Genomic DNA, 24,994 nt, shown 5'->3' on the forward strand with positions numbered 1-24,994 from the left:
AGGACGTTTAGTCCTTTAATTTATCAAATGCGCTGTAGCCAAATACTCTTTTGTGTTGCAGTAACAAATAAACCATCATGACGATCGCTAAAACCGCAGCTGCGAGTAATAAGCCCATCATAATAAAAATCGCTTGCGTTTCTCCTACTGACCGAGTCATGGAAGCAACGATGTAAGGTAAAAAGGTACTTGCTAAGCCCATCCAAGTATAGTAGATCCCGGTATTTCGACCTTTTGGTCCAGGGCAAAACATTTGTCGTACCCCTAGCCCAGTTTGCAACGCCCCTCCGGCAGCAAAGAAACCCAAGAAGGCGATACTGATATAAATCACTACGACATGTTGGATCACTAATACCATCCCTAACGCAAGAGCGATGAATACCGTATCAATAAATAAGACTTTTAAGGGATTCCAACGCAATTTCCCCATCATTACTGCCCAAAACAAAACAGCCACCATTGAGCCAAAAGTATAGATCGATGTTAGCCCCGCTGACTGCATCTCAGTCAAACCAGCATTCGTCAAACCAAACGCTTTGGTATACTGTTGGGCGCCGTACATGATGAACATACAGATAAAACCAAAGAACATTGTGAAGAAGTTAACGATTATATTCGGCTTAACAAGCATTCTGGCCTTCATTGCCGCAATTTCTTCTTGAACCGCATTCGTTTCTTTTCCATCGACGGTTACCGCTTTTTCTTTCATCATGTCATCATAGGCGAATGGCGCGATAGCTGCTAAAATCGTGCAGACGATCGATAGGACTAATGGAATAATAATCCCCATCGACTGATTCCCAGACCCGATGAAATTTACCACAAGTAAGGGATAGATAACCCCTGACAAAGAAACAAAAAACTTGATCCCAATCATTGCTGAAGCCGCATATTTCGGTGCTGCTTCTTGAGAAGCGGGATACAATGCAGCATCCCAGAAACCAGAAGTCGCCACCCCTGCGATAAAGGCACAGACAGACGCGATCACCATATTCGTCGTCAGTAACAGACCTAAAAAGCATAGCGTATACAAAACAGCCCCCATGACCGCCATTTTTTTGCGTCCCACTTTATCCGAAATTTCTCCACCGATCCAGACGGTCAAAAATTTTCCTAATCCGGTCGCAGTGATGGCCAACGATACCGCAGCGGCTCCTGCAGAAGCATCGGTATAGCCCCATTTATCCGAAAAATAAGTCGCATTTTGGCTTAAAATAATGGCTTGGATCCCATGAGTGAAATAACACATATAGATAGTTGCCAGTGACAAAATATACTTTTTTGCTCTCATTTGTACGCTCCTTATAAAAGAACATCCAGCTTTCCTACGAAATACCCACAGGGAAATTTTCGTAGGAAAGGGATACTCGGTCCCTAGTTAGTTTGCTCTGACAGGCAGTTCCTTGCCAGTAAACAGTTTAAAGGCGGCTTTTCCTTGTCCCACCAGCATTCCTTTTCCACCCACGGTCTTACACCCTTTTGCGCTGGCATCTTTCAATAACTGGGTCATTGGTGGGTTATAGATCGCATCAGCCACCGTCAAATCTGCATGCAGTACCTCTGTGTTTGCAATCGGTGTCGCTGTATTTCCTTCACCCATTCCAACAGTCGTTGCATTCACTAAACAATCGGCTCCTTTTATTTTTTCAGCAAGTAACGCTTGATCCGTCAGATCATAAATATCAATTACTAGATCAGGGTAATATTCTTTAATGCGAGCAACGGTCTCTTTGCCTTTTTCATAAAATGCATCTTTGATGTTGAAAATTGCAATGGAGGCTGCCCCTTCGATCGCCAATTGGACTTGGATCGCGGTGGCAGCTCCACCAGCTCCGATCACAACAAATTTTTGATCTTTCATTTTTACATCGTGTGCTTGCAGATTATCAACAAAGCCGACACCATCGGTAATATGGCCGACGAGCTTGCCTTCATCATTGACGATAGTATTGATGGCACCAACCATTTTTGCAGCGGGGGTCAATTCATCCATGTATTCTGCCGCTGCCGTCTTGCAAGGCATCGTGACATTTCCACTCATTTTGAAGGTTCGAAATGCCTCGATCGCCTGGGCGACTTGGTCTTCTTTAATGTCAAAAGCTAAATAAACTGCATCGATATCAAGCTGGTCAAAGCCATAATTATACATGGCTGGCGAACCAGAATGCCCAACAGGTGTACCGATCAATCCTAAGAGCTTCGTTTTTCCCGAAATTTTTTCGCTCATCGTATTTCCTCTTTTCTATTTGATTTTTTTTTACGCAAGCAATTCTGGCCATGCGTTTTGGATCACTTCAATACTCGTTTTGTAATTTTGCTCTGCTGCTTTTTGATAGCCTTGACTTAAAATCGGATCAGAAATCACTTCCGTGCCTACAACACGAGGCTTGATGCCGTGTGCTTTTAGTGCCCGTAAGAAGCCTTCGGTATCACCCCATCCTGTTCCTGGACATAAGCGATCGTGCATCGACTCATCCCGTAAGATCGTATCAGGATATCGTCTTTCTAAAACATCACAAATTTGGATCGAAACAACTTTCTCCGCTGGGACCCCTTCCAAGTCAGCTGCTGTCATGTTGGCTCTCGCCCAGTGCCATGTATCTAGGATCAGCATCCCATTTTCACAATCTGCCTCTTTGACAATATTCCATGCACTAGCTAGATCAGGAACACCGCTATAAGGCATGAATTCTAACCCAATGACTAATTCTTTTGCTCGTGTACATAGTTCTTTAAAGGCTTGGATATGAACCTCTGCTGGGTATTTTTCCATTAAGCCACAATTGATGTGCCCAACACCAAACAAACGTGCCATATGATAGATCGTTTGCTCTTTAAATTGTTGCAGCAGTGTTTCCGGTGTTTCCATCGTTTTATTTGGATCAGCCCACAAGGTGATATATTCGACCTCGGTTACTTTCATGTCATGTTCTGCAAGAATTTCAAGCATCCGCTCATCAGAATAGCCTTGCTTCACAGCAAGCATATAGGTCTCCGCACGTAAACCGATCCCGTCGTATCCTGCCTCTTTCGCGATCTTCACTCTGTCTTCAAAATTAATCTCTGTCCCTAATGTGTAAGAGCTAATCGTCAATGGAATGTTTCTCATGTTATTTCCCCCTTTAAAAGTCTGTAAACAACTACTACTTGGTTTACAGCTGGAAATAAAAACACGAACTAAAAAGCGGCCGCAGTAATTGTGTTTTTATTCACAATGTTTATTACCGTTATTATAGCTTTTCCCTCTCCGTACTTCTAATTGTTTTTTCTTTATGGATCTATAGATAAAAGATATAAGTCTTGTGATATACTGATAAAAAAAGAAGGATTTTAGAGGAGGTTTCAATGAATCTTCAGCATTTAAAATATTTTGATATCCTTGCTAGAGAAGAACACTATACACGTTCGAGTAAATTGCTCAACATCACACAACCAAGTCTCAGTAATGCCATTTCACTTTTAGAAGATGAGCTAGGTGTACAACTCTTTGAAAAAAACGGACGAAATGTGATCCTAACCAAGCCTGGAAAAATTTTCCATGAACATGTTATACGAACGTTAGAAAACTTAGATTCGGGTATCGATACAGTAACAAAAATCAGCAAAGGCTTTGGGCATATCAGCTTTGCTTTTTTGCAAGTCCTCGGTACATCTTACGTACCAAAAATCACTAAACAATTTCTTGAAGCAAATCCTGAAAAAAAGATTCAATTTGAATTTCACTCAGATAGCGTCAGTACCGAAACAGTCCAAGGACTAAAAACCTTGCGCTATGATCTCGGTATTTGTTCCTACATCACCAATGAACCAACCATTGAATTCGTCCCGATTGCAAGTCAAGAACTTGTCGTGATCACCGCGTTGGATCATCCTCTCGCACAATTTGATGAAGTCTCTTTGGACGACTTAGCAGAATATCCCCAGATTATTTTCAGCAAAAAAAGTGCCTTACGTGAAATCATCGATGACCTTTATCAGCGTAACAACGTCAGCTATCAAGTAGCCTACGAAGTCAAGATCGATCAAGTGATCGCTGGACTAGTCAGTCAAGGATTGGGGATTGCTATCATTCCCAATATGACGATGCTTGACTCTTTGCCCCTTAAGCGAATCAAACTTAATGGCATCAGTTGGGAGCGATACTTTTATTTAGCCTACAATAAAGAGACTTACTTACCACCTGTAGTCAGCAATTTCAAAGAATTTATTTTGGCCCATGCAAATCCGAAACAGATCGTTTATTGAGTGACTGGGTGGGTGAAAAACAAAGCTTTAGAAAATAGGAATAGAACTATGTTCCCGCCTTTTTTTGGCGTTTTCACTTAATAAAAAACAGACATTCATTAATAGAATGTCTGTTTTTTATTGCTTATTCTCTTGTTCTTTTTTCTCATGACGAATAATGAAAAGAGCTATACTCACCGCACGTTTCGCAGATATAGTAATAATTGCGCTTCTTCTTATTGTAGAGTTTCAACTTCTTCCCATTTTTACAACTCTTGCATTCTTCTAATTCCGTCAAGGTTTTATAATAAAACAACTCACTGATCATCTCTGGATAAAAATGCGCAAGCAGCTCAATCAGTTTTTTTCTATCAACCAACAGTAGATTATCACCGGCTATTTCTAATGCTTGATCTGTAAAAAAATGTGTAGTGATGAAAAGCCCATTGGGAAACCCTTTGTCTGGAAAAATCCCTTTAAATGCGGCAACGAGTGGCTTACTGATCCGCTCCGTTGTCTTTTGCGGATTCCAGGCTTTACATTGGACCGCTATTGCCTTTTTATTATTAGAAAAAGCATACACATCAATACCACCATCTTTGTAACCATCGATGTTTTGGACGGTATATCCCATCTTTTGTAAAATACATTCAGCAATATAATTCAAATCCTCTGATTTACAGGTTTCTAATTGAGCCACAATCTTTTTCAATTTTTTCGGGTATGTACGTTCATTATGGTTGCTTAGTTCTGAGAAATTAATGACTTCCTTCTTTTTCTTAAATGAAAACATGTCTCTTCCTTTCTTGATTGTTTTGGATGTGATTCGTTAAAGCATAGCTAGTGAGTGGTCTTTAATTATGTAGAATAGAAACTGGTTCTTAAAGAGAGAACTATCTACTTTTCTCAATAAAAATCGTGTGAACTCGATAAAATAAGTCAAAAATAAGAAACTTATAACGGAATATTATTAATTTAATGATAATTTTATTCAAGATAAATGTCAATTGAAGTTTGAATATTCAATAATAATCGATGATTAAATCAAACCACTCTTGATCATTGCTCCATTTCGAAAATTACTAGATAGGATTCGTTACAGTGCTAATTTCAACATTCTTGCCTACAGATTTATTGATTCCTTTTACTTTGTTTGTAACAGATTCTGAATGGTTTCTTTCGGTTTAGCAGTTGGGTGTCTATTACCTATAAAAACAAAAAAAGGTTTCCCTCGAAAAAGGGAAACCTCAGAAATGTTATCGAAACAACATTTACATTTATTTGTCTTATTCTGCAGCGTTGTTGTCTTTGAGACCGTATTTTTTGTTGAAACGGTCCACACGTCCGTCTGCTTGTGTGAATTTTTGACGTCCAGTGTAGAATGGATGTGAATCAGAAGTTACTTCGACACGGATCAATGGATACGTGTTGCCGTCTTCCCACTCAACAGTTTCTTGAGAATTCTTTGTAGAACCTGATAAGAATTTGAAACCAGTAGTTGAGTCCATGAATACAACTGGATGATAATCTGGATGGATATCTTGTTTCATTTCTTCTTCTCTCCTTTGCCCTGGCTCATTTGCTTCACCAGAGTTGATTTGTCGATTTTACAACATGACTATCTTACCATGTTTGGATTTTAGATGCAATTATCTTTTTATATTTCTTTTTGGCCGCTTGTCTCCGAAATGGACATCATGAAAAGCCGCTAAAAACTCTTCATTCTTTTTCGTTTTGCGCAAGAATTGAATGAATTGTTCTGTGAACTCCAAGGAATCCCCCAACATGTTGTTGCGTAAGCGCCAAGTTTCTTCCAATTGTTCACTGCTCATCAGCAATTCTTCTTTACGGGTACCAGATTTCTTGATGTCGATCGCTGGGAAGACCCGGCGTTCTGCGAGGCTGCGAGAAAGCTGCAGCTCCATATTGCCGGTTCCTTTAAACTCTTCATAGATGACATCATCCATGCGGCTGCCGGTATCTACCAAAGCTGTGGCAAGGATCGTCAAACTACCGCCTTCTTCAATATTGCGGGCAGCGCCAAAGAATTTCTTCGGTTTGTACAAAGCAGCTGGATCGATCCCGCCGCTTAGTGTACGTCCGCTTGGAGGAACGACTAAGTTATAAGCTCTCGCCAAACGAGTGATACTATCCATCAAAATCACGACATCACGCTTGTCTTCCACCAAGCGCATCGCCCGTTCTAGTACCAATTCTGAAACACGGGTATGATTGCTAGGCTGTAGGTCAAAGGTTGAAGAAACCACGTCACCCTTGACACTACGTTCTAGATCAGTTACTTCTTCTGGACGCTCGTCGATCAAAAGTACGATCAATTCCACCTCAGGATAGTTGTCCGTAATCCCATTGGCAATTTCTTTCAATATACTGGTTTTCCCAGCTTTAGGCGGGGCAACGATCAGTCCTCGTTGACCAAAACCCACTGGCGCCAGCATATCGATCATCCGAGTCGAAAGACGTCCTGACGTTGTTTCTAATTTTAAATGACGGTTCGGATAAAGGGGCGTCAGCGCTGGAAAATGCGGGCGCTCTTTGGCATCTTCTGGATCTTTGCCGTTAACAGACTCAACGTGCATCAATCCATAATAGCGTTCAGATTCCTTAGGCGGGCGCGCCTTACCGGCGACTTTATCGCCATTACGCAAACTAAACCGACGAATCTGTGAAGAAGAAATATAGATATCTTCTGCACTCGGTCCATAGTTGATTGGACGTAAAAAACCATAGCCTTCTTGGCCTACGATATCCAAGATTCCTTCCATATAAAAGAAGCCTTGTTTTTCCGCCTGCGCCCGTATCACAGCCAATGACAATTCTTTTTTATTCATTTGGCTGTAATAAGGAATTCGAAACTCTTTGGCAAAGGTGTAGATCTCTTTTAAGGTTTTGTTTTCCAACTCTGCCATCGTAAGATAATCGCTCATAATTACTCCTCTATCATTTGAATATCAGCTCCAAGAGCCGTTAGTTTTTCGATGATATGATCATAGCCGCGCAAAATGTACTCGACATTAAAGACGCTAGTCGTGCCAGTCGCCATCAATCCGGCAATAACTAGACAAGCCCCTGCCCGCAAATCAGAAGCGACAACTTCTGCTCCGTGCAATTGGCTCGGTCCGCTGACAAAAATCATGTTGCCTTCTGTCGTTGCTTGTGCGCCCATCCGTGCTAATTCAGGAATATGGTTGACCCGTTTGGCGTAAATCGTGTCCATAATCTCCGATGTTCCCTTTGCTTTTAGCAATAATGGTGTGATCGGCTGTTGCAGGTCTGTGGCAAATCCCGGATAAGGATAAGTTTTCACAGTCGCTGGTTTCAACTCTTTTGAGGGATGCACATAGATTTCATCTTCGCTAATATCCATTCGCACACCGATTTCTTCCAATTTCGCAATGTAGCTTTCTAGATGCTCATAAATCACATTTTTGACTGTAATGCCTTCACCCGCTGCTGCGGCTAAAGAAAGATAGGTTCCTGCTTCGATTCGGTCTGGAATAATAGAATGACGACAACCGTGCAGTTCTTCCACACCTTCGATACGAATTTCATTGGTACCTGCACCTCTGATTTTCGCTCCCATATTATTTAAAAGGGTCGCGACATCAATGATCTCGGGTTCCCGTGCAGCATTTTCAATGATCGTTTTGCCTTTGGCTCTTACTGCTGCCAGCATTACATTGATTGTTGCTCCGATAGAGACCATATCTAAGAAAATCCGTTCGCCAGTCAAGCCTTCTTCTTCGGTACGCAAATACATGGCGCCATGCTCGTTGGTGACTTTTGCGCCAAGTGCTTCGAAGCCTTTGATATGCAAATCGATTGGTCGCGGGCCTAAGAAACAGCCGCCAGGCAACCCAACGACGCCTTCACCAAACTTCGCCAATAATGCCCCCATGAAATAATACGAAGCCCGTAGACTATTGATTTTTCCGTTAGGCATCGGGATCGAAACGATATTGGTTGGATCGATCTCTAGCGTATTGTTTTCAAAATGGGTCTTCACGCCCATGATTTCGATAATCTCAATTAATGAGTGCACATCTTGGATGTCGGGCACTCCTTCTAAAATGACCGGTGAATCAGCTAAGATCGCTGCCGGGATCAATGCGACTGCACTGTTTTTTGCGCCGCTAATGGTGACTTCACCTTTTAAGGGACGATTGCCGTTGATGACAATTTTTTTCATTGAATTCCACCTATACTCTTTTTTAATTTATGTGTATCATTCCAATTTTAGCACAGATTACACAAAGAAAAAAGATGCAGTATATTTTTGATCCCCGCATCAAGAATATTTTCTTAGAAAACAAAAAAACTCTTAGAATCAGTGATTCTAAGAGTTTTGATCTTTGATTAAGATTAAGCTTTACCAGCTGAACCGAACCAGTCGATGTGTTCTTCTGCATCTTTAACGATTGCAGCAACACCTGGTGCTAATAATTTACGAGGGTCGAATCCTTTGCCTTCTTTATCTTTGCCAGCTTCGATGTATTCACGAGTTGCTTTAGCAAATGATAATTGGAATTCAGTATTTACGTTTACTTTAGAAACACCCATTGAGATTGCTTTTTCGATTTGGTCTTGAGGAATACCAGAACCACCGTGTAATACTAATGGTACATCAGAACCTACTGCATCAGCGATTGCTTGTAAGTGGTCAAAAGCAAGGCCTTTCCAGTTTTCAGGGTATTGACCGTGAATGTTACCAATTCCGCAAGCTAGGTAATCAATACCAGTTGCAACCATTTGTTTACATTCTTCGATGTCAGCTAATTCGCCAGAACCGATGATTCCATCTTCTTCTCCGCCGATTGAACCAACTTCACACTCAACAGAAACGCCTTTTGCGTGTGCTTTTTCGACAACTTCTTTAGCCAATTTCAAGTTTTCTTCAAATGGTAAGTGAGAGCCATCAAACATAACAGAAGTGTAACCAACTTCGATACATTCCATTGCTGCATCGTAATCACCATGGTCTAAGTGGATTGCAACTGGAACAGTGATGTTCATTGAATCAACCAAGTTTGTAACGATGTCTTTAGCAACTTTGTATCCGCCCATATATTTGGCAGCACCCATTGAAGTTTGGATTAGAACTGGCGCTTTTTTCGCTTCAGCAGCTTTTAAAATCGCTTGTGTCCATTCTAAGTTGTTTGTGTTGAATCCGCCGACTGCATATCCGCCTTGACGAGCAGCTTTTAAGAATTCAGCTCCTGATACTACTGGCATAAAAAATTCCTCCTAAGTTTTGAAAAACTTTATTTGTTAAGCAATGCTTAACCGACAATGCTATTTTAGCAAAGATTTGCGGTATTTGCTACTAAAAAGAGGAATTTCTCTTTTCAAAAAAAGATTGCACAAATATAAAAATCCAGCATTTTCATCATCTTTTCTGAAAGTCAACGATTCTGTAAGGTTTTTCTCTTCTGTCTGCGGTCGTTAGATAACAAATCGGCATGTGAAAATTCGAGAAAAATTTCACATATTTTTTCGTCATTTTATCATAATCTTCCAGTAAATCCTTCCTTCTTCTCCTCTGAGCATAAGAATAGCCTTGTGAAAGCGGCTATATTATCATGTAAAAAAGGAGGGATAAAATGAAAAAAGCGCTTATTGGATTTTTGGCAGTCATCGGGGTTCTTTTCTTGGCAAGTTGCAGCTCGGGGGCCAAAGAAGAAACCAAAACATTCACAATGGATCAAAATGGGGTTTCGATGGAACTGGTCTTCACTTATGAAGGCGATAAAGTAAAAACCCAGACTGCGAACAATGTCATGCCGTATTCAGCGATTGGGGTAACGACCAAAGAAGAAGCACAGACGGTACTTGATCCGATCGCAGAGCAGTATCAGCAAGTCAAAGGGTTGGACTATTCCCTCGACTATACAGATAGTGAAGCGACTGAATCATTGACCATCAATTATGATGAGTTGGATTATGATTCAGCGAAACAATTGCCTGGAGTTAGTTTTGAAGGAAACACCGAAAATGGGATCAGCATGGAACGTACAGAGGAAATGCTCTTAGACCAAGGGTATAAGCTAAAAGAATAATCCTCTCTAAGCACCAGCAAATCAACATGCATTACCGCTGGCGGATTTCATTCGAACTGTTAGCGAAAAAAATAATGCATCAGTCAGAAACTTCCGGTCGCTTTGACGGAAGTTTTTTTGTGTGCAAAAAGGGATAGCTTCTACCAACGCTCAAGCAAGTTTCAACCTTTTACGGATTACTAGGATCGCGCAACTCAAAAAACTCCCCATCTTGAGATGAGGAGTTTCGCACATTCATTCCTTGGTTTGCCGCTAGCGATTATTATGCTTTTCGGTTGTCTAATGAAGCTCCAACAAAGGCTTTGATCAAGCGTTGTGGGCGAGTTGGACGAGAAATCAATTCTGGGTGGAATTGGCAACCCACGAAGAATTTGTTTTCTGGAATCTCAACGATCTCAACCAAACGATTGTCTGGTGACACACCTGAGAAAACCATCCCGTTTGCTTCAAAGATTTCACGGTATTTGTTGTTGAATTCATAACGATGACGGTGACGTTCCTGAACAACTTCTTCTCCGTCATAAGCTGCAGCTGTTTTGGTGCCTTTCTTCACTTTACATGGGTACAAGCCTAAGCGCAATGTCCCGCCTAAGTTTTCGATGTTTTCTTGGTCAGCCATCAAATCAATGATGTTGTTGGCTGTTTCAGGATCTGTTTCTGCGGAATTGGCATTTTCCAACCCAACGACATTGCGGGCATATTCCACACAAGCCATTTGCATCCCAAGACAAATCCCTAAGAATGGCACATCGTTTTCCCGAGCATAACGGATCGCTTCGATTTTCCCTTCAATCCCACGATCACCAAATCCACCAGGAACAAGGATCCCGTCTACTTCACCTAAGTAAGACTCCACATTTTCCCGTGTGATTTCTTGGGCTTTGATCCAATCGATCTCGATGTCTGCATCAAAGGCAAAACCAGAATGTTTCAAGGCTTCGACAACTGATAGATAAGCATCTGGCAATTCCACATATTTTCCGACTAATGCGATGCGTACTTTTTTCTTCAAATTCAGTACCTTTTCTTCCAATGCTTGCCATTCAGTCATGTCAGCAACTGGTGCAGTCAGTTTCAAATGATCACACACGATTTGATCCATGCCTTGCGCTTGCAGTGCCAATGGGATCGAATAAAGTGTTTCAACGTCACGAGATTCAATCACGGCTTCTGGTGCCACGTCACAGAATTGGGCCAATTTGTTTTTCGTTGATTGTCCTACGGGTTGTTCTGTCCGAACGACCAAGATATTTGGTTGAATCCCTAAGCCGCGCAGTTCCTTCACACTATGTTGTGTCGGCTTTGTTTTCATTTCGCCTGCTGCTTTCAAATAAGGAATCAGCGTCGTATGGATGTACATCACGTTGTCCGCACCTACGTCTGCCTTCATTTGACGCAAAGCTTCTAGAAACGGCAATGATTCAATATCCCCTACTGTTCCGCCGACTTCTGTGATGATCACATCTGAATCAGTCATTTTGGCTGCCCGCATGATTTTTTCTTTGATCTCGTTGGTGATGTGCGGGATCACTTGAACAGTCGCGCCTAAGTATTCTCCTTTACGCTCTTTCCGCAAAACTTCTGAATAGATTTTTCCAGTTGTTACATTTGAGTATTTGTTCAAATTGATATCGATAAAGCGTTCATAGTGACCTAAGTCTAAGTCGGTCTCTGCTCCATCATCGGTTACGAATACTTCACCATGTTGATATGGGCTCATCGTTCCTGGATCGACGTTGATGTACGGATCGAATTTTTGAATGGTTACTTTCAAGCCGCGATTTTTCAACAAACGTCCTAATGATGCTGCTACGATCCCTTTACCAATAGAAGAAACCACACCGCCGGTTACAAAAATATATTTTGTCATAAACTGAAAAACTCCTTTAATCTATTTTACAGGAAAAGCATTTAGAAAATAATAAAAGCTCCCTATCCATAAATGAATAGGGAGCGAAAATTCTAAATCACTTTCTGACTCTTGTAAAGAGTGCCCAAACAGAATGATACATTCTCACCTCACAAATGTCAAGAAAACTTTATCTGATTTTTTCAGAAAAAACGGAGGTTTCCAAACGAAGCGCTTTACGCTTCATTGCAGCTGGTTTCTTCTTTTTCACGACTAAGTTCTATGGTTATTCTTTCTTAAACAACCTTCATGTTTTCTGCACAACTTTTTGCAATTTTTTCATTGCTTCTTACGAAATCGTTGAACTCTCTTTGGCATAATACAAAGTGTAGATGAAGTCTGGCGCTTTACTCGTTTTGGTAAAAATGATCGGAACGTATTTCTGGTTATTTTTGGCAAAGACGAGGTGCAGGTTCGATTCCTGCCTTCTACGCTAAGATAATTTTTCTTTTGCAGGATAGAGCTAACTATTCTGCTATTTTTGTCTGCCAAGTAATGTGCTCTGAATGATTATTCCCCAATAAGGAGTGCCCTCAATAAATATCAAAATTTGATTGCGCTTTTTGGTTATCTTTGAGATTATAGATATATATTTAAATTATTTTTTTATGACACCTTCCGGTAATCATTTTCCGATAAGGAAACAATCAGATTCTATTGTCTCCCAAAAGAGATTCTATAGAAGCCACAATTTTGGAGGAAGAAGACAATGACTGCTAAAAACCAAAAAGCACCAGATACTGTCAAGACACTAATCCGGTCTCGAAATCCTTTACAGATTTTTTTCGCATTCTTGCTCGTGATAGGGCTACCTACCATGCTTTATTGTTATTACTATAATTACAGTCCTTTCCCTAGTAAAAAAGTAGCTGGCGTCCCCAATAATCACCTTGTTCAGCTAGAGAACCCTATGGACCTTTCTAGTTTATTGTTGGATTTTGGCTCACAACTGAAATTTAACACAGTGGCTGAGTCCATGACGGTTTACTTTGATTATTATCAAAAAGGGGAGATAAAAGAACACAAAATAGTCGCTTCCCTGATAACAGAGCCAAGAAGTGACTATAATGGCTATTTGAACATAGGAATTACTAAGAGCGATTCTCTACTCTTCGTTGATTTATTTTCAAATGGTTCCTCATCAAATACAATGACCGACTTATCTAAATTCCACTATACGTCCCTTGGAGAAGATAGTTTATCTCCCACTGGAGCTAGCACTAGTATTCCCAATAACGAGCTTAACATTGAGAAAAAACAAGAAATTCCGTTGCTTTATATTGCCAAGGGCGGTGACGTCAAACTATATGCTGAAATGGAAAACAATCTATCTGAAGAAAATTTAAAAAGCGTTGAAAACGTCTATTACGTTTACTTAATAGTAGAATAACGAAAAAAGACCAGTTCAGGATGCTGAGCTGGTCTTTTTTCTGTCACACTGTCGATTAATTCCGACGGTTGTTATTACCAAATAAAATAATCAAACGTAAGAGTTGCAATAAGGTTGCTACGGCAGCTGCGACATAGGTCAACGCTGCGGCAAAGAGCACTCTTCTCGCTTGTGGTACTTCCTCTTCTGTTAACAAGCCACCATCTGCCAAAATACGGATCGCCCGTTTTGAGGCATCGAACTCGACTGGCAAGGTCACTAATTGGAAAATAAACGCTAATGAGAAAGCCAACAAACCTAAGTTGATCAGAAACGAGCCTCGTAACAGTACCCCGATCAAAATCAACGGGATCGAGATGCTGGTTCCGATATTGGCGATCGGTACGATCGCATGACGCAAACGCAAAGGAAAATAACCTTTGGCATCTTGGACTGCGTGACCACACTCATGGGCCGCAACACCGATTGCTGCTACCGAAGTTGATTGTGCGGTGGATTGTGATAAACTCAGCATTTTGTTGCCAGAATTGTAATTATCCGTTAAATCACCAGCGATCGCTTGCACACCAACATTATTGATTCCTTGGCTCTGCAAGATGTACTGTGCCGCTTTTGTGCCGGTAATATTATTTTTACTTCTGACTTTGTCATATTTGTTAAAGGTACTTTTGACATACGCTGACGCTGCTAGCGAAATCACCATACCGATAATTACGAGAATGAAAGTCGGGTCATAAAAAAAGCCGAACCCGTATCCGCCCATACCATACACGATAAAATTCCCCCTTTTAATCTTTGACCTTATTTTACCATTAAAGTGGTGAAAAAATTATGAAGATGACTGGAAGATTTTGTTTTTAACCTTTTTTTACAAATTCTGATTTTAGTTTCATTGGGCCGAAGCCATCGATCTTGCAATCAATGTTATGGTCGCCTTCGACTAATTTGATGTTTTTCACTTTCGTTCCTTGTTTGATGGCGCCAGATGCGCCTTTGACTTTCAAGTCTTTGATGACCGTTACTGTATCACCATCTACTAAAATATTGCCATTGGCATCTTTGTATACGGGTGCTTCTTCCGCCGCTTGTTGCTCTTGCCATTCGTTTCCGCATTCAGGACAAACAAACAGCCCGCGATCTTCATAAGCGTATTCAGATTGGCAATTTGGACAATTAGGAATTTGAGTCATAGTGTTGCTCCTTTAAAATATAATTTTCGCTGTAAAAAAACAACTCACCATCAGCATACCGAAAAACCACTAGTGGCGCAACCAAAAATCAGTGACCGATAAGCAAAAAAATCGCTTCTGTAGAGTAATAACAGAAGCGATAATTCACGTGTATCCGAAAAGGAACTACACAGAATTCATTTTTTATTTCGAGAAATAATTTGCACAAGCATCGCCGATCCATTGGATGATTTGTACCAGAAGAATCAGCAGGAGAATCACCACAATCAAAATCGCCGTTTCATAGCGATAATAACCATACTGAATTGCTAAATCGCCAATGCCGCCTGCGCCAATTGTTCCCACCATCGCTGAGTAGCCTAAAAGACTGATCAAAGTTAGCACAAATCCGCGAATCAAAGCTGGCAGACTTTCTGGTAAAATCACTTCGCGAATAATTTGCCCCGTCGATGCTCCGGAAGCGACACTAGCTTCAAGGACGCCATAGTCGATTTCGGCAAATGCGGATTCAGCGATTCGGGCGTAAAAAGGAATCGCGGCAATCGATAAAGCAATCGCTCCGCCCACCGGGGTATAAGGATCACCGATCAGCATCGCTGATAACGGAATCAACGTAATCAATAAGATCAAAAATGGTAGCGAACGGATTGCATTGACGACAAAATCGGCCAGATGATGCAAGAAAACATTTTTATGAAAAAGGTTACTGCCGACTAAAAACAGGACTAATCCAATCAATAAGCCGAAAACTACTCCTATAATTGCTGAAGTTCCCACCATGAAGAATGTTTCCCATAGTGCTTGGGGCAGGTTTGTTTTTAAAATCTCAAGCGTATCAGCCATTTTCTTCACCTATCTTTCTTAGAGAAAAGACGTTCGCAGCTAGGTGTTCTCGGGCTTTTGCTGCTTCTTCAGCGGGTCCGGTCAAATAGATATACAAAATACCGATCACATCTTTTTTGATATACTCAATTTTTCCGTGGATAATATTGATCGACACATCATAGGCTTTAGCTACAGTCGAAATCAGCGGTTCTAACGTATACTCACCTTGGTAGCGCAATTCCAGCAATTCGCCTTCCGTGAAGGTTGCTAGAATCTCCTCGGGAAGCGTCAGATCCAAGTAGCGGCCAACCAGTTTTTTCGTAATAGGCTGTTTAGGCTGGCTGAACAAGCCGTAGGTCGTTTGTTCTTCAACGATGCGACCCTTCTCCATCACTGCTACCCGATCAAAAAACTTGCGGGCAACATCCAATTCATGGGTGATAAAGACGATGGTGATGCCTGTCTGTTCCTTGATTCGGATCAATAATTTCAAAATTTCTTCAGTCGTTTCAACATCTAACGCACTGGTAGCTTCGTCACACAACAAAATCTCAGGTTCGTTGGCAATCGCTCGCGCAATGCCGATCCGTTGCTTTTCTCCCCCAGACAAATTATTCGGATACTCGTGAATTTTGTGAGGCAGATCCACCATTTCCAACAGTTCCTTGATCCTCGCTTCTTGCTTTTCTTGTGGATAATGCCCAGCACGCAAAGCAAAGGCTAAATTTTCCTTGATGGTTCGATTATGGATCAGATTGAAATGCTGAAAGATCATCCCGATTTTTTGTCGTACTTCACGCAAGTGTTTCCCTTTGGCTTGCGTGATGTCTTGACCATCAATCAGAATTTGACCGCTAGATGGCACCTGCAGTAGATTCAACGTACGAACCAAGGTACTTTTCCCCGCCCCGCTCAATCCGACGATCCCATATACTTCTCCAGCTTGAACGGAAAAATCAACGGAATCCACTGCTTTTTTGATTTGTTTTTTATGAGTGAATGTCACTGATACTTGTTTTACTTCTATTTTTGCCATAGGATATGCCCTTCTTACTCAGTCCAAAATTTCGGTTGATCAAAGTTGCTGAACGGTGATTCGGCAATCGCTTCTTTAAATGCGTCACTTTCTAATACTTCCGTAACTGCCTTAGCAAAATCACTGTCTTCTTCTTCGGAGGACACCACAAAGACATTTTTATATTCTTCTTTCAATGACTCCAACGCCAAAGCATCTGCAGGATCAAGAGAAGCCGCCCAAGCGAAGTTTCCTGGTACTAAAGCTAAATCAACTGTATCTAACGAACGAGCCAATTGGGCTGCGTCTAATTCTTTAAATGTCAGATTCTTCGGATTTTCTTCGATATCATTCACCGTTGCCTTCGTTTCGTCGATATTGTCTGCGATGGTGATCAACTCATTGGCAGCTAACAGTTGCAAGGTCCGAGCTAAATTTGAGGCATCATTGGCAATCGAAACAGTCGCCCCGTCTGCTAACTCATCCAAGCTGGACAGTTGCTTCGAATAGATGCCCATTCCCAGTGTGGGCACTTTTTGTAATGCCGTAAGAGATAACTGGTTATCTGCCGAAAATTTTTCTAGATAGGCCGTATGCTGAAACAAATTGGCATCGATTTGGCCATTCGCCAAGGCATTGTTCGGCTGAATATAATCATTAAACACTTTGGTCGTAAGTTGATACCCTTTTTCTTCCAGTAATGGAGAAATCACCTCTGTCACCATGTCCCCGTATGGTCCCGGCGCCACTCCAACGACTTTTTCTTCCACTGCATTTACACTGTTTTCACCGGACTGTGTATCCCCTGTGCTGCTAGTATTGCCACAAGCTGCCAATGTAATTAAGACAGCAGCAGCAACTAATCCAACGACTCCCTTTTTCAACTGTTTCATTTTTTTGTTCCCCCTTTTTATAATAAAAAAACGTCCTTTCTCCATCATAGAGAAAGGACGAAACAACCTTGTTCGTGGTACCACCTTTGATTCATTGGCACAATCAGCCAACCTTATCAGTTTATCAACTGCTTTGCTGTAACGGGCAATCCCGCTGCACGCTTGCTTTTGCTCACGTCCAAACGCTCCAAGGCCATCTTCAGTCAAACGGCTGTGCTCTTTCTCACCAATCCGAGCTCTCTGATCCAATCGAAACTGACTTACTCTTCTTATCATCGCGTGTTTTTTAATTTGTGTTTAACTATACGATAGCCTCAAATGAATGTCAATTCTTTTTTTCACGAAAATATCATCTTTTTGCAATAACTTTCACAGTGTTTACAGAGTCAAATTCTCATCTAGAATCAAGCCTTCAGAGACCATAACCGCATCGCCGATCAATTCTAATGCGCCCTGATCAACATCAACTTCTACCGTTAACTCGCCCCCTAACACGTGCAGCAAGACATTCGCTGCCGCTTGCTGTTGACGTTTGGTCACGACATACGCAGTGGCACCAGAACCTGTGCCGCACGCATAGGTAAAACCTTCCACCCCTCGTTCATACGTGCGAACGATCAGATCACCCTTGTCATCTTCTTCATAGAAATTGACATTCGCCCCTTTGGGGAAAACCTTCCAATAGCGTATCTCTTTGGCAAGTTCAGCCAGCTGTTCCAACTCAGTTTCTGCCAGACCAGGATAGTGAACCACCGCATGAGGGATTCCTGGATCACCCAATTCCACATAGTCCACGAAAGAAACCATTGGATTCGGGTACGCTTGATCAAACGTTGTCACGGTTGGTGGGTTCAAGGTTACTTTGTAGTGTTTTGCCGACAAGCGCCATGCGGGGACATCGCCAGCAACTGTTTCGATGGTCATCTGCTCGCCAGCAATTCCCTTCTCAAAGGCATAACGGGCAATACAGCGAGCGCCGTTGCCGCACATTTCTGCTTCGGTCCCATCAGCATTGTAAAACCGCATCCGAAAATCAGCGGTTCCTGTGGGGAAATCCACTGCCATGACTGCATCCGCACCGACAGAAAATTTCCGATGGCAAACTTGAGCAGCAAATTGCGACAGTTGTTCATGGGAGAATTTCAATGTGCGGTTATCGATTACGATAAAATCATTCCCCGCACCTTGCATTTTTGTATAAGGAATCGTCATGTTGTCACCTGCTTTTCAAAATTTTACTTGCTGGAAGCTTCTTCTTTTAGAAACGAAGGAACCACTTCATTTTGCAGCATTTGCTCGTAGGACTGGCGTTTAACGGCTAATTCCGCTTGGCCATTTTCCACAAAGACGACTGCGGGTATCTGTAAATTATTGTAGCTGCTGGCCATCGAATAGCCGTAAGCTCCTGTTGCGAACGTAGCAAACAGATCCCCAGTTTCAACGGGCGGTAATGCAAGATCTTTTACTAAGATGTCTGTGCTCTCACAAGCTTTACCAGAAATGGTGATCTTCTGTGTCGCTGCTTCGGAAGCGCGGTTGGCTAAGATCCCAGTGTAAGTTGCCTGATAAAGACCAGGACGAATATTGTCTGTCATGCCACCGTCAATGCTGGCGTATGTTCTGATTCCCGGCAATGTCTTGATACTGCCGATGGTGTGCAAACTGATACCTGCTTCTGCGACGATACTGCGACCGGGTTCAATAACGATGGTCGGACGTTCGCTCTGGTGCTGCGCATAAAAGGCGTCGATTTTTTCCATCACAGGATCTAAAAAGTAGCTGTAGGGTTGGCGAATATCTGCATCTGTGTATCGAACGCCAAAGCCGCCGCCAACATTTAGTTCTTTGATCCAATAATCAAAACGTTCATGAATGGTTTGGACAAGGGCCAAAGCCGCATCAACTGCCGCTAGATGTGAGCGATTGTCCGACAATTGACTGCCGACATGAAAATGCAGGCCATAGAAATCCAATTCAGGTGCTTGAATCACTTCTTCCACTAATGGAAATAAGATTTCTTCATCTAAAGGAATCCCGAATTTTGAATCTTTTTGTCCGGTCGAGATAAATTGATGGGTGCTGACCGAAACCTCGGGTGTGATGCGCAACAAGATTTTAGCAACGACTTGCTTTTCTTGACATAACGCGCGGATCAAGCCGACTTCTTGAATGCCATCAACGATGATCCGTCCCACGCCATAATCAAGGGCGGCTGCTAATTCTTCAATGGATTTGTTATTGCCGTTAAACTCGATGTGTTCTGCTGGAAAATCAGCTTGGATCGCTGTATACAGCTCCCCACCGCTAACCACGTCTAATGAAAGTCCTTCTGACTTGATCACTTGCAGCATCGCTGTAGTACAGAAAGCTTTAGCGGCATATGCTGCTCGTGTCTTGCTGTAGCGCGTCAAAAACTGCGCCTGAATCTTTTGGCATTCTTCGCGAATCTCCGAAACGGAATACACGTAAAGGGGGGTTCCAAAGGTTTTTGCCAGCTCAACGGTATCGCAACCGTCAATGTATAAGTGATTGTTCTTGATTTCTTTTGCCATCGCTTTACTCCTTGTCTGTCGGCTCGTTCAACGCCTCGATCAAACGAACGTAGCATTCGATGCCTTGCAATAGATTTTTTTCGTCAAAATTCATTTTGCTGCTGTGTAAAGGGTGGACATAGCCTTTTTCTTCATTTCGGGTACCCACAAAGAAAAAGACGCCTGGGATCTCCTTTTGGTACATCGAAAAATCCTCTGCCAACATATATGGCGGTGTTTCTCGGTAGCTCTCCCCGACCACTTTTTCCAATACTTCCACCATCTCAGGATCATTGTCCACGACACGATAAAGATGTTCGAATTCAACATCCGCCGTGCAATCATATCCTTTGGCGATTTCTTGTGCGACAGTGGTGATTCTGCGCGTCATCGTTTCATAGACTTCATCTTCAAACGCCCGCATCGTTCCTTTTAAAACGACCTTGCCGGGAATGATATTTTCCGCATCTCCCCCATGGATCTTCCCAAAAGTGATGACCCCAGCAGAAAGCGGGCTGATATTGCGTGAAATGATCGAATGCAATCCTTGAATGATCGCAGCCGCAGCTAAAATGGCATCATGCCCTTGATGAGGCTGGGCACCATGGGCACTCGTACCGTTGATCGTTAGATTGATCTCGCCGTTACGGGCCATCATCGGACCTTTCCGACTCGCAATGACTCCTTCGGGAAAGTCTGGGAAGACATGCAGCCCCACGATTTTTTCCACGCCAAAATCTCGTAAGATGCCTTCATCGATCATCAGTTGAGCGCCACCGGGGCTTTCCTCGGCTGGTTGGAAAATCAAAACGATCGTTCCACGAATCACTTCAGGATGCGTCGCTAAGTATTTGGCAAACCCTAGCATCGTTGCCATATGGCCATCATGACCGCAGGCGTGCATTTTTCCTTCATGTTTGGAAGCAAAAGAAACACCGGTCTCTTCTTTGATCGGTAGTGCATCGATATCCGTTCGAAAGGCCAGTGTCTTTCCTGGACGCTCACTGCGAAAGACAGCAATCAAGCCGGTTTCAATCACTGGATAGATTTCTTTGATCCCAAAGGATTGCAACTGACGCAGCAAGTATTCCTTTGTTTTGAACTCAGTTAACCCTAATTCAGGGATTGTATGTAATTCACGACGAAAACGAACCACGTCTTCGGTTAATTCTGTGACTGTTTGCGATACTTGCATGTTAAAACACCTTTCTATACATTCCTTTTAAAAATATCCATAAAAACCAGCGAATATTCAGTTTTTCATTGATATTGTTTAATATTATAGTATATAATTCGAATAATCTATAGTATAAATTGTCGAAATGTTTCGATTTTTATTGAAAATTTTACCCCTCGTTTTGGTACACTTATACGTAGAGTAACGAAAAATAAATTGGTTGAAAGGATGTGTCGTAGTTTGACAATATTCAAAGGTTCTGGCGTTGCGTTGATTACCCCTATGCTTCAAGATGGTTCGGTGGATTTCGATAAGCTGAAGGAGTTAGCGGAGTGGCATGTGCAGCAAGGAACGAATGCAATCATTGCATGCGGTACGACCGGTGAAGCATCCACGTTAGACGATGAAGAACATATCGCGGTGATCGAAGCGGTGGTAAAACAAGTTGCTGGTCGAATCCCCGTCATCGGAGGAACAGGCTCCAACAATACCCAACATGGGATCCATCTTTCAAAAGAAGCACAGCGCGTTGGTGCTGACGCATTATTGGTTGTAACACCTTACTACAACAAAGCGACCAAGAAAAGTTTAGTCGCTCACTATGAAGCAATCTGTCAAAGCGTTGAGCTGCCAGTGATCTTATACTCCGTCAGCTCAAGAACCGGCTTAAATTTAACACCTGAAGCCGTGGCAGAACTGAAGAAAATCCCTAATATCAAAGGCATCAAAGAAGCCAGCGGCGACATTTCGCAAATCGCAGAAATCGCTCGTCTTGCGGATGATGACTTTGCGATCTACTCAGGAAATGACGATCAAGTAACCCCAATTCTAGCTTTAGGTGGCTCTGGCGTGATTTCAACGATCGGCAATATTGCACCGAAACAAACGGCACAACTCGTTGCTGATTTCTTAAATGGTGATGTAAAAGCAGCTATCAAAGAGCAGTTGCGACAAAAACCGTTGATCGATGCGATTTTCAGTGAAGTAAATCCTGTGCCGATCAAAGCAGCGGTCTCCTTGCTAGGCAAATGCGAATTGCATTATCGTTTGCCGTTGGGTGTCCCAGAAGATGCGACTCTCGTTCATTTAGAAGAAGAAATGACCAATTACGGATTGCTGTAAGGAGGAGTTTTTGGTGAAACAAATTTTATTAAGCGGTGCAAACGGTCGCATGGGCAAAGTGTTGCAAAGCCTGATCGCAAAGCACCCTCAGTTAGAAGTGGCCGCCGGCTTGGATCGTACCGAGCAGTTAGATGGTCCGTTTCCAATCTATGATCGTCCAGAAAAAATCACGCAGCCGATCGATTTGGTGATTGATTTTTCTCATTATAGCAATGTCCCTGCCTTGTTGAACTATTGTGTCGAACAGCAGCTGCCAATCGTGGTTGCTACAACTGGTTTGACGGAAGACACGCAGATGATGCTGCCGTTGGCTGCTAAAGTGATTCCGGTTTTCTATTCTGCCAATATGTCGTTGGGGATCAATGTACTGATCAAAGCACTACAAAGTATCACCCCCGCATTAGAAGCTGACTTTGACATTGAGCTCATCGAAAAGCATCATAATCAAAAACTTGATGCACCAAGCGGTACAGCTTTGCTGTTGGCAGATAGTATCAATGACAGTTGCGAAACGAAAAAAGAGTATCTCTACGGGCGTGAAGGCAGTGATCTAGTAAATGACCGCAAGCAGATGGGCATCCATGCCGTTCGCGGCGGAACGATCCCTGGAGAACACATTGTCATCTACGCTGGGCAGGATGAAATCATTGAATTAAAACACACAGCGCTCTCCCGCGAAATCTTCGCCAATGGCGCGCTAAAAGCAGCGGAATTTTTAGCCGATCAACCAGCTGGTTTTTATTCCATGCAAAATCTAATCGACAAGTAAAGGTGGTCTCTCATGACAGAATTACAATTTTCCGATCCTTATCAATTAGCAAAATACATCAAAGAAGCAAATAAACAAACACCTGTAAAAGTCTATATCAATGGAGATCTTGGCGACGCCCAAGCAGATGGCATCCAATTGTTTGGTAACGGCACCTTCTATTTCGTGGTTGGTGACAGTCAAAAAGTAGCTGAGTTTTTAACCGCGCACCAAGACAAAATCACCGATCACTATCTGGAAAATGATCGCCGCAACTCAGCGATTCCTTTGTTGGACTTGACGAAAGTCGATGCCCGTATCGAACCAGGTGCCTTTATCCGTGACCAAGCCATCATTGAAAAAAATGCCGTTATCATGATGGGGGCAGTGATCAACATTGGTGCTGTGGTTGGTGAAGAAACCATGATCGATATGGGTGCGATTTTAGGTGCCCGGGCAACCGTTGGGAAAAAAGCCCATATTGGCGCTGGTGCTGTCTTGGCTGGCGTTCTTGAGCCACCTTCAGCAAGCCCAGTCATCATTGAAGACAATGTTTTGATCGGCGCAAATGCCGTCGTCCTTGAAGGCGTCCGTGTCGGCGAAGGTGCAGTCGTTGCTGCCGGTTCTGTGGTGACGGAAGATGTCCCTGCTGGAGCAGTCGTTGCTGGCTCACCAGCTAAAGTCATCAAAATGAAAGACGAGAAAACGAAAAGCAAAACCGAATTTTTAGACGATCTACGGGGGTAAACTTCTTATTTTCTCGTAAATACGCAACAAAAAAACGCAGTACCGGTTCAGTGATGAGCCTGCGCTGCGTTTTGTCTAAAAAAGGGCGTGCCGAAAGCTTTTGGCACGCCCTTTTTCTATTGGCAAATGTGCTTGTAAAAGTGTTTATTCTGCTTGAAATTCTTTGATCGCTGCTTGGATCTCTTGATAGATCACTGCAACTTCTTCAAGGTCTTTTGCATTTGCTCCACTGGCAAGCGGATGTCCACCACCATGATGGCGTTTGGCGATCTCATTGATCACTGGACCTTTCGAACGCATCCGCACCCGGTAATAGCCTTCTGGTTGTTCGACAAAGATCGCCCAAGCCATCACTTCGTCGATTTTCCCTGGTAAGGAAACGACTGCTGAGGTTTCCGAATCTACTACGCCAAAACGCTGCTGCAATTCTTGTGATAGGATCACTTTGCCAGCACCAATCTCATCAATCTCGATGTTTTCGTAGACATACCCTGAAAGGCGAGCAACACTGCGAGAGACTTGATCCAATTGACGATTGATCTTCGGAGCATCGAAGCCGTAATCCAATAGTTCAGCCGCTAAGCGCAGGGTTGTCGCTGTCGTTGCCGGATATAAAAACCGTCCAGTATCACCAACAATGCCCGCATATAACAGACGAGCCGCTTCTTGCGTCATCGTCAGCTCGTTTTGAAACATTTGCCAAAACGAAACGATCATCTCACTACAGCTGCTGGCTTTCGTATTGACCCAAACCAGCTCTCCGTATGGTTCATCATTAGGGTGATGATCGATTTTGATCAATTTCGCCCCTTGATCATAGCGTTGGTCACTGATCCGTGGTGCATTGGCCGTATCTGTAACGATCACCAGCGCCCCTTTATACAAATCATCAGGGATCGTCTGCATCAGCGCCAAGTAATCCAATCCTTCAACGGGTCCACCAACTTGATAGATTTCTTTTTTGGGAAAACTAGCTCGTAAAATTTCTGCCAACCCCACTTGTGATCCTAATGCATCTGGATCAGGGCGCTGGTGCCGATGGATAATGATCCGGTCGAATGCTTTGATTGTTGCAAGTATTTCTTCTTGTACCTTCATGAATGGTCTCAACTTTCTCTCTAAAATTTTTCCATAAGTGCCGTTTTCGAT

24 protein-coding genes and 1 other annotated feature are annotated in these 24,994 nt (G+C 42.7%); of the genes, 6 read left to right on the plus strand and 18 right to left on the minus strand.

Going from position 1 to position 24,994, the window contains the following annotated elements; genetic code table 11:
- Nucleotides 1–7 precede the first annotated feature (7 nt).
- From IGJ74_RS14885 to IGJ74_RS14895, 3 genes are all read right to left on the minus strand, one after another.
- Nucleotides 8–1,291, minus strand: coding sequence for an MFS transporter (locus tag IGJ74_RS14885; RefSeq protein WP_087664622.1), 1,284 nt, complete (start codon nucleotides 1,289–1,291; stop codon nucleotides 8–10).
- An 87-nt stretch (nucleotides 1,292–1,378) separates the two neighbouring features.
- On the minus strand, nucleotides 1,379–2,227 hold the full coding sequence (gene aroE, locus IGJ74_RS14890; protein WP_087664621.1) for a shikimate dehydrogenase: 849 nt from the start codon (nucleotides 2,225–2,227) through the stop codon (nucleotides 1,379–1,381).
- A gap of 30 nt (nucleotides 2,228–2,257) precedes the next feature.
- Complete coding sequence (locus IGJ74_RS14895) at nucleotides 2,258–3,109, minus strand: sugar phosphate isomerase/epimerase family protein (RefSeq protein WP_005234024.1); 852 nt, start codon at nucleotides 3,107–3,109, stop codon at nucleotides 2,258–2,260.
- Between the two features lie 236 nt (nucleotides 3,110–3,345).
- Here IGJ74_RS14895 and IGJ74_RS14900 point away from each other — a divergent pair, with 236 nt between their 5' ends.
- The gene (locus IGJ74_RS14900) at nucleotides 3,346–4,245 is read left to right on the plus strand and encodes a LysR family transcriptional regulator (RefSeq protein ID WP_005234023.1); all 900 of its coding nucleotides are present in this window, start codon (nucleotides 3,346–3,348) and stop codon (nucleotides 4,243–4,245) included.
- A 145-nt stretch (nucleotides 4,246–4,390) separates the two neighbouring features.
- On the opposite strand, the gene IGJ74_RS14905 is transcribed toward IGJ74_RS14900, so the two are convergent.
- The 5 genes from IGJ74_RS14905 to IGJ74_RS14925 form a co-directional block, all read right to left on the minus strand.
- On the minus strand, nucleotides 4,391–5,017 hold the full coding sequence (locus tag IGJ74_RS14905; RefSeq protein ID WP_086316552.1) for a restriction endonuclease: 627 nt from the start codon (nucleotides 5,015–5,017) through the stop codon (nucleotides 4,391–4,393).
- A gap of 493 nt (nucleotides 5,018–5,510) precedes the next feature.
- Nucleotides 5,511–5,774 carry a type B 50S ribosomal protein L31 gene (locus IGJ74_RS14910; RefSeq protein ID WP_008380527.1) on the minus strand — a complete coding sequence of 88 codons (264 nt, stop codon included), beginning with the start codon at nucleotides 5,772–5,774 and terminating at the stop codon, nucleotides 5,511–5,513.
- 99 nt (nucleotides 5,775–5,873) lie between these two features.
- A complete protein-coding gene (rho, locus tag IGJ74_RS14915) occupies nucleotides 5,874–7,169 on the minus strand; it encodes a transcription termination factor Rho (RefSeq protein ID WP_005233978.1) in 1,296 nt (431 codons plus the stop codon).
- Between the two features lie 2 nt (nucleotides 7,170–7,171).
- Entirely contained in the window at nucleotides 7,172–8,431 is a 1,260-nt protein-coding gene (locus IGJ74_RS14920) for a UDP-N-acetylglucosamine 1-carboxyvinyltransferase (RefSeq protein WP_005233977.1), read from the minus strand.
- Between the two features lie 173 nt (nucleotides 8,432–8,604).
- Complete coding sequence (locus tag IGJ74_RS14925) at nucleotides 8,605–9,474, minus strand: class II fructose-bisphosphate aldolase (protein ID WP_005228297.1); 870 nt, start codon at nucleotides 9,472–9,474, stop codon at nucleotides 8,605–8,607.
- 368 nt (nucleotides 9,475–9,842) lie between these two features.
- Here IGJ74_RS14925 and IGJ74_RS14930 point away from each other — a divergent pair, with 368 nt between their 5' ends.
- A complete protein-coding gene (locus IGJ74_RS14930) occupies nucleotides 9,843–10,298 on the plus strand; it encodes a YehR family lipoprotein (protein ID WP_005233973.1) in 456 nt (151 codons plus the stop codon).
- Nucleotides 10,299–10,560: 262 nt separating this feature from the next.
- On the opposite strand, the gene IGJ74_RS14935 is transcribed toward IGJ74_RS14930, so the two are convergent.
- Nucleotides 10,561–12,168 carry a CTP synthase gene (locus IGJ74_RS14935; protein WP_087664618.1) on the minus strand — a complete coding sequence of 536 codons (1,608 nt, stop codon included), beginning with the start codon at nucleotides 12,166–12,168 and terminating at the stop codon, nucleotides 10,561–10,563.
- A 748-nt stretch (nucleotides 12,169–12,916) separates the two neighbouring features.
- Here IGJ74_RS14935 and IGJ74_RS14940 point away from each other — a divergent pair.
- Complete coding sequence (locus IGJ74_RS14940; protein ID WP_008380519.1) at nucleotides 12,917–13,597, plus strand: hypothetical protein; 681 nt, start codon at nucleotides 12,917–12,919, stop codon at nucleotides 13,595–13,597.
- 55 nt (nucleotides 13,598–13,652) lie between these two features.
- Here the strand turns inward: IGJ74_RS14940 and IGJ74_RS14945 are convergent, their stop codons facing one another.
- From IGJ74_RS14945 to IGJ74_RS14980, 8 genes are all read right to left on the minus strand, one after another.
- On the minus strand, nucleotides 13,653–14,360 hold the full coding sequence (locus IGJ74_RS14945) for a zinc metallopeptidase (RefSeq protein ID WP_016612795.1): 708 nt from the start codon (nucleotides 14,358–14,360) through the stop codon (nucleotides 13,653–13,655).
- A gap of 94 nt (nucleotides 14,361–14,454) precedes the next feature.
- Nucleotides 14,455–14,787: a zinc ribbon domain-containing protein YjdM gene (locus IGJ74_RS14950; protein ID WP_005233964.1), complete on the minus strand. Its 333-nt coding sequence runs from the start codon at nucleotides 14,785–14,787 to the stop codon at nucleotides 14,455–14,457.
- A 183-nt stretch (nucleotides 14,788–14,970) separates the two neighbouring features.
- On the minus strand, nucleotides 14,971–15,630 hold the full coding sequence (locus tag IGJ74_RS14955; RefSeq protein ID WP_087664617.1) for a methionine ABC transporter permease: 660 nt from the start codon (nucleotides 15,628–15,630) through the stop codon (nucleotides 14,971–14,973).
- Nucleotides 15,623–16,648: a methionine ABC transporter ATP-binding protein gene (locus IGJ74_RS14960; RefSeq protein WP_218192933.1), complete on the minus strand. Its 1,026-nt coding sequence runs from the start codon at nucleotides 16,646–16,648 to the stop codon at nucleotides 15,623–15,625. The genes IGJ74_RS14955 and IGJ74_RS14960 overlap by 8 nt, the downstream gene beginning before the upstream one ends.
- A gap of 14 nt (nucleotides 16,649–16,662) precedes the next feature.
- Nucleotides 16,663–17,520 (minus strand): MetQ/NlpA family ABC transporter substrate-binding protein, encoded by an 858-nt coding sequence (locus tag IGJ74_RS14965; protein ID WP_087664615.1) that lies wholly within the window; start codon nucleotides 17,518–17,520, stop codon nucleotides 16,663–16,665.
- Nucleotides 17,521–17,570: 50 nt separating this feature from the next.
- Nucleotides 17,571–17,805: a binding site (T-box leader), on the minus strand.
- Nucleotides 17,806–17,898: 93 nt separating this feature from the next.
- Nucleotides 17,899–18,732, minus strand: a complete 834-nt coding sequence (dapF, locus tag IGJ74_RS14970) for a diaminopimelate epimerase (RefSeq protein WP_218192934.1) — start codon at nucleotides 18,730–18,732, stop codon at nucleotides 17,899–17,901.
- Between the two features lie 23 nt (nucleotides 18,733–18,755).
- On the minus strand, nucleotides 18,756–20,072 hold the full coding sequence (gene lysA, locus IGJ74_RS14975; protein ID WP_005233959.1) for a diaminopimelate decarboxylase: 1,317 nt from the start codon (nucleotides 20,070–20,072) through the stop codon (nucleotides 18,756–18,758).
- 4 nt (nucleotides 20,073–20,076) lie between these two features.
- Complete coding sequence (locus IGJ74_RS14980) at nucleotides 20,077–21,246, minus strand: M20 metallopeptidase family protein (RefSeq protein WP_008380505.1); 1,170 nt, start codon at nucleotides 21,244–21,246, stop codon at nucleotides 20,077–20,079.
- A gap of 222 nt (nucleotides 21,247–21,468) precedes the next feature.
- Here IGJ74_RS14980 and dapA point away from each other — a divergent pair, with 222 nt between their 5' ends.
- Genes dapA through dapD form a run of 3 tightly spaced genes read left to right on the plus strand, consistent with a single transcriptional unit; the run spans nucleotide 21,469 to nucleotide 23,845 of the window.
- Nucleotides 21,469–22,350, plus strand: a complete 882-nt coding sequence (gene dapA, locus IGJ74_RS14985; RefSeq protein WP_008380503.1) for a 4-hydroxy-tetrahydrodipicolinate synthase — start codon at nucleotides 21,469–21,471, stop codon at nucleotides 22,348–22,350.
- Between the two features lie 13 nt (nucleotides 22,351–22,363).
- Entirely contained in the window at nucleotides 22,364–23,119 is a 756-nt protein-coding gene (dapB, locus tag IGJ74_RS14990; RefSeq protein WP_087664613.1) for a 4-hydroxy-tetrahydrodipicolinate reductase, read from the plus strand.
- Between the two features lie 12 nt (nucleotides 23,120–23,131).
- Nucleotides 23,132–23,845, plus strand: a complete 714-nt coding sequence (dapD, locus tag IGJ74_RS14995) for a 2,3,4,5-tetrahydropyridine-2,6-dicarboxylate N-acetyltransferase (RefSeq protein WP_087664612.1) — start codon at nucleotides 23,132–23,134, stop codon at nucleotides 23,843–23,845.
- Between the two features lie 144 nt (nucleotides 23,846–23,989).
- On the opposite strand, the gene IGJ74_RS15000 is transcribed toward dapD, so the two are convergent.
- Complete coding sequence (locus IGJ74_RS15000; protein ID WP_008380500.1) at nucleotides 23,990–24,943, minus strand: DHH family phosphoesterase; 954 nt, start codon at nucleotides 24,941–24,943, stop codon at nucleotides 23,990–23,992.
- Between the last annotated feature and the right edge of the window lie 51 nt (nucleotides 24,944–24,994).

This window comes from Enterococcus sp. AZ009, from assembly GCF_050548785.1.
Classification (GTDB): Bacteria; Bacillota; Bacilli; order Lactobacillales; family Enterococcaceae; genus Enterococcus_D; species Enterococcus_D entomosocium.

Coding starts and splice junctions, on each gene's coding strand:
- IGJ74_RS14980 (WP_008380505.1), bottom strand. CDS start 21,246: ATGCAAGTATCGCAAACAGTCACAGAATTAACCGAAGACGTGGTTCGT.
- IGJ74_RS14925 (WP_005228297.1), bottom strand. CDS start 9,474: ATGCCAGTAGTATCAGGAGCTGAATTCTTAAAAGCTGCTCGTCAAGGC.
- dapD (WP_087664612.1), top strand. CDS start 23,132: ATGACAGAATTACAATTTTCCGATCCTTATCAATTAGCAAAATACATC.
- rho (WP_005233978.1), bottom strand. CDS start 7,169: ATGAGCGATTATCTTACGATGGCAGAGTTGGAAAACAAAACCTTAAAA.
- IGJ74_RS14910 (WP_008380527.1), bottom strand. CDS start 5,774: ATGAAACAAGATATCCATCCAGATTATCATCCAGTTGTATTCATGGAC.
- IGJ74_RS14935 (WP_087664618.1), bottom strand. CDS start 12,168: ATGACAAAATATATTTTTGTAACCGGCGGTGTGGTTTCTTCTATTGGT.
- IGJ74_RS14930 (WP_005233973.1), top strand. CDS start 9,843: ATGAAAAAAGCGCTTATTGGATTTTTGGCAGTCATCGGGGTTCTTTTC.
- lysA (WP_005233959.1), bottom strand. CDS start 20,072: ATGGCAAAAGAAATCAAGAACAATCACTTATACATTGACGGTTGCGAT.
- IGJ74_RS14920 (WP_005233977.1), bottom strand. CDS start 8,431: ATGAAAAAAATTGTCATCAACGGCAATCGTCCCTTAAAAGGTGAAGTC.
- dapF (WP_218192934.1), bottom strand. CDS start 18,732: ATGACGATTCCTTATACAAAAATGCAAGGTGCGGGGAATGATTTTATC.
- IGJ74_RS14885 (WP_087664622.1), bottom strand. CDS start 1,291: ATGAGAGCAAAAAAGTATATTTTGTCACTGGCAACTATCTATATGTGT.
- IGJ74_RS14945 (WP_016612795.1), bottom strand. CDS start 14,360: ATGGGCGGATACGGGTTCGGCTTTTTTTATGACCCGACTTTCATTCTC.
- aroE (WP_087664621.1), bottom strand. CDS start 2,227: ATGAGCGAAAAAATTTCGGGAAAAACGAAGCTCTTAGGATTGATCGGT.
- IGJ74_RS14960 (WP_218192933.1), bottom strand. CDS start 16,648: ATGGCAAAAATAGAAGTAAAACAAGTATCAGTGACATTCACTCATAAA.
- IGJ74_RS14950 (WP_005233964.1), bottom strand. CDS start 14,787: ATGACTCAAATTCCTAATTGTCCAAATTGCCAATCTGAATACGCTTAT.
- IGJ74_RS15000 (WP_008380500.1), bottom strand. CDS start 24,943: ATGAAGGTACAAGAAGAAATACTTGCAACAATCAAAGCATTCGACCGG.
- IGJ74_RS14900 (WP_005234023.1), top strand. CDS start 3,346: ATGAATCTTCAGCATTTAAAATATTTTGATATCCTTGCTAGAGAAGAA.
- IGJ74_RS14940 (WP_008380519.1), top strand. CDS start 12,917: ATGACTGCTAAAAACCAAAAAGCACCAGATACTGTCAAGACACTAATC.
- IGJ74_RS14905 (WP_086316552.1), bottom strand. CDS start 5,017: ATGTTTTCATTTAAGAAAAAGAAGGAAGTCATTAATTTCTCAGAACTA.
- IGJ74_RS14955 (WP_087664617.1), bottom strand. CDS start 15,630: ATGGCTGATACGCTTGAGATTTTAAAAACAAACCTGCCCCAAGCACTA.
- IGJ74_RS14965 (WP_087664615.1), bottom strand. CDS start 17,520: ATGAAACAGTTGAAAAAGGGAGTCGTTGGATTAGTTGCTGCTGCTGTC.
- IGJ74_RS14895 (WP_005234024.1), bottom strand. CDS start 3,109: ATGAGAAACATTCCATTGACGATTAGCTCTTACACATTAGGGACAGAG.